Source organism: Methylobacterium sp. J-030, assembly GCF_022829545.1.
GTDB lineage: Bacteria > Pseudomonadota > Alphaproteobacteria > Rhizobiales > Beijerinckiaceae > Methylobacterium.
Window position 1 is genome coordinate 1 of record NZ_JAKSYM010000037.1, and the last position, 7060, is coordinate 7060.

Sequence of the window (7060 nt, forward strand, 5' to 3'; positions counted from 1 at the left end):
CACCCTCGACCTCGCGCGCGGGGCGGCCGAGCGGCTCGGCATCATCCCGCGCGGGGTGATCCGGGCGCGGCTCGCCATCCTGCGCACGCCCGGCGCCGGCCGGCTGCGGCTCGCGGCCTCTCGCTGATGGTACGCCGGCTCCCGGCGGCGCTGGCCGTCATCCTGGCGATCGGCGCGCCGGCCGCAGCCGCCTCGCGCCCGCGCCTGCCTCACCTGCCGCCCCGGCCGAGCGCCGCGGGCCTGCTCGCTGCCCAGCCGATCGCGCCGAGCGGCACGCTCATCCGGGACGGCGAGCGCTTGCGCACCCTGGAACTCGACGAGCTCGCGCCGCTGCGCCTGCGACTCTCGATCCCCTTCTGAACACCGATGGCCGCCATGACCGACTGGAAGCGGATCCTCCCCGCCGTCGCGCCGCACGCGCGCGCCGACATCGCGGCGGCGTTCGTCGCGGCCGACGACCGGATCGCGGCGGCCGAGATCACCACGCCGGATCGGATCAGTCACTTCGTCGCCCAGGTGGCCACGGAGACCGGCGGCCTGACCCGGCTCGAGGAGAGCCTGTTCTACACGGCCGAGCGCCTGTGCGCGGTCTGGCCGAAGCGCTTCCCATCTCTCGTGACCGCCCGGCCCTTCGCCGGCAACCCGAAGGCGCTGGCCGAGAAGGTCTACGGCGGGCGGCTCGGCAACGTGAAGCCCGGCGATGGCTGGCGCTACCGCGGCGGCGGCGCGCTGCAGACCACCGGCCGGGCGAACTACCGCGCGGCCGGCTTCGAGGCCGACCCGGATAAGCTGCGCGCGCCCGCCGGGGCGATCGCGGCCGCGCTCACGTTCTGGGCCGACCACGGCTGCAACGCGCTCGCCGAGGCCGACGACGCCGCGGCCATGCGCCGGCGCATCGACGGCGGCGAGGTCGGGCTGACCGAGTGCAAGGCCAACCTCGCCAAGGCGAAGGCGGCGAGGCGGGTGATCCCGGCCCAGCCGAAGCTCAAGGCGCTGCGCTACCCCGTTGGTGCGGTCGACGGCACGCACGGCGACCGAACCACCGGCGCCGTGCAGCTCCTGCAGAAGAAGGCCGGCCTGCCCGTCACGGGCGAGCTCGACGACGACACGCTGGCCGCCCTCGACACGGCCGAGCCGCTGGCGGTCCCGACGCGTGACGCCAATCTCGCCCAGAGCCGCACGGTCCAGGGCGGGGCGATCGCGGCGGGCGGGGCCTCGTTCGTAACGGTCAGCGACATCGTCGGGCTCAAGGATCAGATCGACGACGCCAACGGGCACATCCAGGCCGGGACGGTGCTGGGCGTGATGGTCGGCGCGCTGATCGTCGCCGGCGCCCTCTACGGCCTCTACGCGCGCTGGGATGATGCTGGCCGGCCCGTGCCGGAGGTCCTCGCGCACCGCTTCCCCCGTCTCACCGGAGCGCGCGCCTGATGTTCGACTTCTCATGGACCGCCATCCTCATGGCGGTCGCGCCCCTGCTGTGGGCCGCGATCTCCCCGGTCACGCTCAAGATCCTCTGCGCCGCCTTCTTCATCCTGGTGTTCGGGCGGATCGTCCTGCCCACGCGCCTACGGATCGTCGGCCTGACGATGGCCGCCGGCGTCGCCGCTTTCGCCTTCTGCTGGCAGGTCGCGGTGCTCGACGGCGCCCGCCGCATGCTCGTCCACGATCACGCCGTGGCGATCCGGGCCGAGCGCGAGCGGGCCGACCTCGCCGAGGCGGTGACCCGCGATCTCGCTGAGCAGGCCACACGCGACCTAGCGGCCGAACAGGCCGATCGCGCCAAGCTGAAGGATCTCAACGATGTGCTCGCCAAGAACCCGCGCCGCGGTGATGTTTGCCTGCCTCAGCCTCTCAGCCGGCGGCTGCGCCAGCTCTAAGTTCGAGCCGTCCGCGATCGATCCGGCCGCGCCGAACGATATCCACGTGACGCTGCCGGCGCCGCCCGCGGGCATCGAGGCCTGCGTGCGCGCGAGCTTCCCGGAGATCCCGGATCAATCGCTGACCCGGTCCGACGTCGTTCGGATCATCGGCCGGGCCAAGGTGCTCGACCGGTCCAAGGCGGCCTGCGGGGCGCGTGCCCAGGCCTGGATCGACGCGGTCCGACGCGACTTCGCCAAGCCCTGATCGGTCACTCAAGCCCGTGAAGATTTCACGGGCTTCCCCGGCCGGTCGTCGGGCTCGGTTGCCTCTCATCCACCGAACGCAAACCGGCTTGTCTCTTACGAGAGGCCGGTTCGCTTAACGCAACGCGCGACCGGAACACCGGCGCGCGGCTCTCCGGCCTTGGGGGCCAGGACCATGACGCAGAACCTCCAGCAGCAGCAGATGCAGCCGACCATGGACGGACGCCCCATGCCCGAGCGCATCGGCGCGCTCGAAGTCCGCGTCGGTGGGATCGAGACAGGCATCCAGCACATCGTCACCAAGCTCGACAACCGGGACAAGGTGCCGTGGCTCGCCATCATCGGCTCGGCCTTCGGTGCGATCACGCTAATCGTCACCCTGATCAGCGGCATCGGTGCGCTGGCGTTCTCACCCCTGTCGTCCGGCCTGGTCGACCTGAAGGCGGCGCTGGTGAAGATGGAGTCGGCGACCCAGCGCTACGTGCCACGCGAAGACCTCGACACGCGCTTCAACGTCGTCACCCAGCGGCGTGACGATCTCCAGCGTCTGACCGACAACCGGATCGAGCGGGTCGAGCGCGACGTCGACGCGGTGGCCAAGCAGGTGGTCCCGCGCGAGGAGCACCGGATCGTGCGCGAGCTGCAGCAGAAGGATTACGACCTCCTGCGCAACCGCATCGAGCGGGTCGAGGCGCGGTTCGAGAAGCGCAGCGATGTCCTCGATCGGCACGTCGAGAAGCTGGAGGACCGGACGATCTCCCGCAGTGAGGCGCTGACCCGCAACGACGCGCAGGACCGGGTGACCGGTATGCTGCGCGGCGAGGTCGACGAACACGTCCGCGCATTCAACGAGCGGCAGCAGCGCCGGATCGATGCGCTGGAGAGCGGACCCCGACGGTAGCGCCGCTTCACATTCTGCTTCACACTTCAGGCGCCCTCGGCTTCGGCCGGGGGCGCCTTTCGTCGTTTCAGCCCCACCGGCTCAGCCGCGCGGGGCTATTTTTTCCATCTCAAAATTGCATTCCCCCGCTATTGCAACCAAAGGTGGAAAAAAGTAGAGGGAAAAGGTTCCAGATCGAGACGCTCCTTCAGCCCGCCCGGCGCAACACCGCGGCGGGCCTATTTTTGCCGCACGGACCGGTAGCTTAGAGCAACGGCGCATGATCTGGCTGCACCGCATCTCCCGCCCGCAACGATTAGCCGTTGCGGGCTTTTCTACGCACGCAGCGTTAGTCGACAGACTTGAAGTCCGATAACGCCGATCCAGCGCGACGCCTGCGCTTGACGATAGTGACCGTGATAGCTGCAAGAAGCAGACCCATACCAGCGTCGAGCTCAGGTGAAGGCGCGCCTCCGGCGTTTTCTCTGCCGCCCGTGAAGAGGCTTTCGCTACCTCCAAAGCCGAGTTCGAAGGTGGAATGACCAGAGTCGAAGAGGGTCGTTCTATATCGCGCCGTTTCGACGTTAACAGCGTCTGAGGATACATCAGACGAGGTGCGTTGTGACGCCAAACTCTCGGTAATATTTCTCGATGTTATTAATTCTTGTGGCAGTCTGTTGCTTTGATTTGCTACTAAAGTTCCGCTGCTACTTCCAACAGTTGCCGAGCACGAACAACGTCCGATCGCCATATGATAGCAGATACCTACGTAGTTCACGTCTGTCGCCTAAGCTATATTTTCAAGTGCGATTATATTCGGCCAGAAATAAAATCAATCAAGTTGATATCTTTGGTTAATAATACTTAGTAACAAGATTGTTCGCGAACCGCCTCATGCAGCTACCGATGATTTGGGCTCTGCATTCCCTGCCTGATTTCGAACTAGTGAATGCAACGAGACGCAGTTTTGAGTTGAGGGCCCTGCGCATGCGGCGTCCACACAACTCCACGATCTAGACTTTGCAACCTAGGTCCCGGGTCGGTAGTGTCTCAGTTTGAAATCTGAGCGCGGTTTGGCCAACCCGGCGTTCCCGTCCCGTACCCTCGCGCGTCCCCTCCAGCTGGCGTATGCTTGACGCTAATCGGCACTCCAAATTTAAACTGAGACACTACCCTGTCGAGCGCCGGAAGAGCAGCAACCAGGGCCTACGCCGCCTTGGCCTCGGCGGCGCAGTCGCATAGAGCCCGCCCGGTTCGCCGGCGCGGGACGCCCGCAACCGGGCGCCCAGCACGACCCGCCATCCGCCATCCGCCATCTTAACCATGTGCCAACTTGCGTATCGGCTCGGTTGGACCACGACCGCAACGCCATTGAGTAGATGTTCGGTCGCCTCAAGGACTACCACCGCATCGCTATCCGCAGCATTCGCTCAGCGACGAACTACCTTGCAGCCAACTGCCTCGCAGCCGCCGGCTGCTACTGGTTGTGAATCCCGACGAGAGCGGGGCGCCACGGTCAGACAGTCGAAGACACCCATCTGGCTAGTCTCGTTGGTAGACGAGCTATGCTCTAAGTATATCTATTTGGGGACAACCAGCCGCGCCACGATGACGAGCGTATAGGTTGGTCCCAGGCACGCTTGTTTCTCAGCAACATATCATGCTTAAACATTTCAATGAGCTCAAATTCGGGCAACAGCTTAAGGATGGCTTCGGCGTCCAAAGCTCCGCTGTACAATTCTTTCTCAGAAAATTCTGTATAGAAGAACCGTGTGTTACGGAGACACTTACGGCCGCCTGCCACTAAGTCTTGCTCAGCTCCCTGAACGTCCGCCCATATGAGATCGATGTATTTGACCCCAGAGCTTTCCGACCAAGCATCAAGAGTTGTGACGTCCACCTCAATTGTGTTATCAAACTTAACCCATGGAAATTCGCTTAGATGCTCTTTCGGTGGCCGAATGGAACCCGAATGATCCCATCCCTCAGGGTGATACTTTTTAATATCTTCTTCAGGTGTTGCCGGCGGCACACCATCACTTTGATAAAATGTCGTCTTACCGATATAGTTGCCGAGCGCGCACTCAATCATATGCACTCGTGGATTGCCCGGCCTCGACAAGAAATTCCGGATTGGCCTCGGGTCCGGCTCGAAAGCGAATACTTGTGCATACGGAAACCACTCGGCAAACCTCACGCTCTGGTCTGCCATGTGAGCGCCAACTTCTAAAATGGTAGGATTGCTGCGTCCGATTAGATTGATGAGTTGATCGCGATCTGCGCCGTCCCGCAACATGTATGGTCTCTCTCGGATTTTTATCTCAAAGCCAGCTGGCCGCAATCCGGGATTATTAACCCCTTTCCGAGGGATCTGCTACATGTTGGAGAGCGATACAGGCGCATGAAGTAAGTACTCCGGCCTCGTCGCAATTTTCAGAAATCTTATAATATCAAGAGCTTTTAACAGAACCGTTCAACTGTTTTAGAGTGATGACGCTGGCTGCGAGTATAGTGTAGACCATTGTAGATGGCGGTGCGTCTAGTAGAGGCGCTGCTCCTCGGAGAGCCGGTAGGGCTAGCGCGTCCGACGGCCTGGGGCCCTTCGCGGATTAGCGTGCTGCGCCCGGGATTATCGCCGCCGAGTTCCGACCGGTGGGGATTAACCGCCGCCAGCCATCCTACGCGAGAGCCGCGTTGCGTATCGGCTCGGCTCACACGCTGGTGAGATCGGACGCTCCCCCGCCCCGTGAACAGATCGGGGCGGGGCCGAGCGGAGGACAATCGGCAGAACGGCCAAGGCCCAGGATGAGTCCTGGGTGACCTCTTTCTCTGGCAACCTTCTCAAGGATGAGGTGCTGCGGCGGGGACGCACGTTGCGGGTTAGGGAGGGTCAGGGCTGCTCAGGCTTCTCGGCAGTCTCGCTGGCATCATTTCGGTTGGCGGAATGATCCTGGTACTGATCCGTCTGAACGCCCTTGCCGTCGAGGCCACGCTCACCGTCGTGCTGAGCCTTGTCGCGGTTGCTCAACACGGCATTCTCACCGAGAACGCCCTCCGGCAACTCGGTCATTGCGCCAGAACCAGACCCCTTTCCCTGAGCACCAGGGTGCATGCCGTGTTTGCCGGCGTTCGCCATCGTAGCTCTCCCATAGCCGAGGGACGAGCCAAGCCCGACCCTGCATTCGAGCCGGGCCAACCGATCGTCACAGAGTACGTTCCTGCGTCAAGCCAACGCGTTGCCCGCGCGCCTCCGGCAGCGACGACGCGAGCGAGGCCGGGGAGAGCTGTGCGCATCCCGGCAGGATATCATCAGCGTGATCGGTGTCGTGGCGCCCACGACGCCATCGACTACGGCTTGGTCTCACTGCCGACCACGCACCCGGGCGGGCTGTAGCCATTGGTTGCGACCTTTGTCTGCCCTGCCGGGCAAGGCGGATGCGCAGACAGCGAGGTTCTCCAAGACCCAACAAACCAGATCATCGCCACGATTGCGATCAAGATCGGCAGGGTCAGCCAGGACCAGGACCGCATCGAAGGCTCCAACACACCCCAGCATAATGGCCGCCAGGATGGCGGTGTCGAGGACACCGCGACCGATTACGGGCACGAAAAGCTGGCCTTTTGGCCGGCTCAACGGCCTGCGCAGATCGACGAACGGGCAGCAGCCTTGACCTCGCGCCATCGCGTCCAAAAGGGTCAGGTACCGGGCGCGCCGGTCTGGGAGTTCGCGGCGCGGGCACGCTGACGGTCAGCCGCCCTGGAGGCTCTCGGCGAAGTCGTCCGGGATCTCGCCCCACTGGCCGAGGATCGTCACAGCACAAAGCCCATTCCCGGCGTTTTGACACGGCCTGGACCCAACCCGGCCGCCGGAAGCGCTGCCGGCGTTCCCCCGAAGCGGACGTTTGTCAGCCGGCCGGCAACTTCAGCTCGGGGTGGAGAGCAGTAGTTGGCTCGGCGCCAGAAAGCCACCATTTGTTTTCGCGCCCTTCGGACGCTCGAAGGTACCGACAACTCTCGACGCATGAGGCCACCCTCGCAGCGCAAACCACGCATG

The 7060-nt window shown here is 64.0% G+C and carries 8 protein-coding genes and 1 pseudogene; 7 read left to right on the forward strand and 2 right to left on the reverse strand.

Going from position 1 to position 7060, the window contains the following annotated elements; translation table 11 throughout:
• Positions 1-126: 126 nt before the first annotated feature.
• The 6 genes and pseudogenes from MKK75_RS01345 to MKK75_RS01370 all read left to right on the forward strand — a co-directional run.
• Entirely contained in the window at positions 127-360 is a 234-nt protein-coding gene (locus tag MKK75_RS01345; RefSeq protein WP_244040841.1) for a hypothetical protein, read from the forward strand.
• Between the two features lie 15 nt (positions 361-375).
• Complete coding sequence (locus tag MKK75_RS01350; RefSeq protein WP_244040842.1) at positions 376-1431, forward strand: peptidoglycan-binding protein; 1056 nt, start codon at positions 376-378, stop codon at positions 1429-1431.
• Positions 1431-1880, forward strand: a complete 450-nt coding sequence (locus tag MKK75_RS01355; RefSeq protein WP_244040843.1) for a hypothetical protein — start codon at positions 1431-1433, stop codon at positions 1878-1880. The genes MKK75_RS01350 and MKK75_RS01355 overlap by 1 nt, the downstream gene beginning before the upstream one ends.
• Positions 1881-1926: 46 nt before the next feature.
• The gene (locus MKK75_RS01360; RefSeq protein WP_244040844.1) at positions 1927-2127 is read left to right on the forward strand and encodes a hypothetical protein; all 201 of its coding nucleotides are present in this window, start codon (positions 1927-1929) and stop codon (positions 2125-2127) included.
• Between the two features lie 174 nt (positions 2128-2301).
• The gene (locus MKK75_RS01365; RefSeq protein WP_244040845.1) at positions 2302-3027 is read left to right on the forward strand and encodes a hypothetical protein; all 726 of its coding nucleotides are present in this window, start codon (positions 2302-2304) and stop codon (positions 3025-3027) included.
• Positions 3028-4361: 1334 nt separating this feature from the next.
• Positions 4362-4496, forward strand: a pseudogene (locus tag MKK75_RS01370) (IS5/IS1182 family transposase); the annotation flags it as partial.
• Between the two features lie 80 nt (positions 4497-4576).
• Here MKK75_RS01370 and MKK75_RS01375 read toward each other — a convergent pair.
• Positions 4577-5302, reverse strand: a complete 726-nt coding sequence (locus MKK75_RS01375) for an FkbM family methyltransferase (RefSeq protein ID WP_244040846.1) — start codon at positions 5300-5302, stop codon at positions 4577-4579.
• Between the two features lie 594 nt (positions 5303-5896).
• The gene (locus MKK75_RS01380; protein ID WP_244040847.1) at positions 5897-6142 is read right to left on the reverse strand and encodes a hypothetical protein; all 246 of its coding nucleotides are present in this window, start codon (positions 6140-6142) and stop codon (positions 5897-5899) included.
• 261 nt (positions 6143-6403) lie between these two features.
• On the opposite strand from MKK75_RS01380, the gene MKK75_RS01385 reads away from it, so the two are divergent.
• Positions 6404-6751 (forward strand): hypothetical protein, encoded by a 348-nt coding sequence (locus tag MKK75_RS01385; protein ID WP_244040848.1) that lies wholly within the window; start codon positions 6404-6406, stop codon positions 6749-6751.
• Positions 6752-7060: the final 309 nt, after the last annotated feature.

What these genes read in the sequence shown, in the direction of transcription:
- MKK75_RS01350 (WP_244040842.1), top strand. Translation starts at nt 376, where the DNA reads ATGACCGACTGGAAGCGGATCCTCCCCGCCGTCGCGCCGCACGCGCGC.
- MKK75_RS01380 (WP_244040847.1), bottom strand. Translation starts at nt 6,142, where the DNA reads ATGGCGAACGCCGGCAAACACGGCATGCACCCTGGTGCTCAGGGAAAG.
- MKK75_RS01365 (WP_244040845.1), top strand. Translation starts at nt 2,302, where the DNA reads ATGACGCAGAACCTCCAGCAGCAGCAGATGCAGCCGACCATGGACGGA.
- MKK75_RS01375 (WP_244040846.1), bottom strand. Translation starts at nt 5,302, where the DNA reads ATGTTGCGGGACGGCGCAGATCGCGATCAACTCATCAATCTAATCGGA.
- MKK75_RS01345 (WP_244040841.1), top strand. Translation starts at nt 127, where the DNA reads ATGGTACGCCGGCTCCCGGCGGCGCTGGCCGTCATCCTGGCGATCGGC.
- MKK75_RS01355 (WP_244040843.1), top strand. Translation starts at nt 1,431, where the DNA reads ATGTTCGACTTCTCATGGACCGCCATCCTCATGGCGGTCGCGCCCCTG.